This is a genomic window from Polaromonas sp. P1_G4 (assembly GCF_056405475.1).
The window spans coordinates 1-1,436 of record NZ_JBFUCA010000773.1; the positions used below are offsets into that span (position 1 = coordinate 1).

A 1,436-nucleotide genomic window follows, 5' to 3' on the forward strand; every position below is an offset into this window, starting at 1 on the left:
GAGTGTGGGGAGCGCGAAGGCAGCCAGCGCTGCCAGCGGCGGCAGGCTCAGCAGCAGGCTGCGGTCCGAGGCTGTGGTCGTCAGCGTGGCGGCCACGGCCATCGCGGCGAACCACAATGGCAAGGCGACATGGCGGCTGGCCAGCTGCCTGCGCCAGCGGTAAAGTGTCCACATCGCCAGCGGCCAGGCCGGCCAGGTAAACCACAGCAGCAGGCGACCCAGGCTGCGCCAGTCTTTCAGGGCGGACTGACCGTCTGCGCCCGGCAGGTGAATTCTCCAGCGCCACAGGTCCAACCCATGGGCCAGCAGCGCTACCAGCAGCGTGAYGCCGGTGATCAGCAGCACCCAGTGCCAGGACTGTTGCCTGGCTGCAGGATCGGACTGGCCGGTGCCCCAGCGCATGTGAGTCCATTCCACCAGTGCCCCGCCCATGCCAATCAGCAATGCCAGTGTGGGAGCACCGCTCAGGGCGAGTCCTGCAAGCCCGATCAGCAGACCGAATGCCGGGCCGAGGATTTTGGTGGCCGCACGGTAGGGGCTTGCTGCCATGGCGTAAAAGGCCAGCGCCGTGAACCCGAGCTGGGCCAGGGCCGGCGTGGTTTCATGGGAGAGCTGCGCCAGGCCAAGACTGGCGATCAGCGCCAGCAGGGCGGTATCGGCGATAGCCCGGGCGTAGTCGACCGGACTGGCCTCGCCGCCGAAAGCAAAGGCGACTGGCTGGGCTTGCGGGCTACGCGCCAGGTAGTAAACGGCGTACCACGTCGCCAGCATCGTCAACACGAGCAGTGCCACAAATGGAATGCGCACAGCCCATGCCGGATCCAGAAAGGGGAAAACCTTGATGGCGATGGCACCCAGCCAATACGGTGCCAGTGCATCGAATTCCGTGACCTGGCCGAGCAACTGTGGACGCAGCCAGTTGCCCGCCATGGAGGCGAGTTCACGCATTACGCCAAATGCAGCAATGTCTTCGTTTTTCCAGGGGCCACGCCCCAGAAAACCCGGCAGCGCATAGGCTGCGCAAAACAGCAGCAGTGCGAGTCGCGGCAGGCGGCGCACAGCGGACTGGGCAATGATGGCAGGAGACGGTTTATTCAAAACGTATGGGTCGGATAGATCTGGGAGATCGAAAGGGAGCGCGGCTGCTGTCGGGTCGTTCAGTCCTGGCTACGGGTGATTCTGCGTCAAACCAGCCTGAGGCACATCGCGTAACCTGGCAAATTTTGCCGAAAAAAAAGCAGCCTGAATTTCAGGCTGCTTTTTTGCAGGCTGGCGAAAGTTTTTTCGCAGCTTATCCGGCAGCTTACTTCGCAGCTTCGGGTGCGGCCTCTTTGGCTGCGGTCTTGCCGAAACGGTTGCGGAATTTCTCGACGCGGCCACCCATGTTGTCCACGGATTTTTGTGTGCCGGTGTAGAAAGGGTGCGATTCGCTGGAC

The 1,436-nt window shown here is 62.9% G+C and carries 1 protein-coding gene and 1 pseudogene; both read right to left on the bottom strand.

All coding sequences use genetic code 11. The features are described 5' to 3' along the window. Positions 1–1,098 (bottom strand): annotated as a pseudogene (locus AC1D1X_RS23195) (hypothetical protein); the annotation flags it as partial. 205 nt (positions 1,099–1,303) lie between these two features. Continuing rightward, the coding region (gene rpmE, locus AC1D1X_RS23200; protein ID WP_477699330.1) for a 50S ribosomal protein L31 at positions 1,304–1,436 on the bottom strand (133 nt) is incomplete at its 5' end.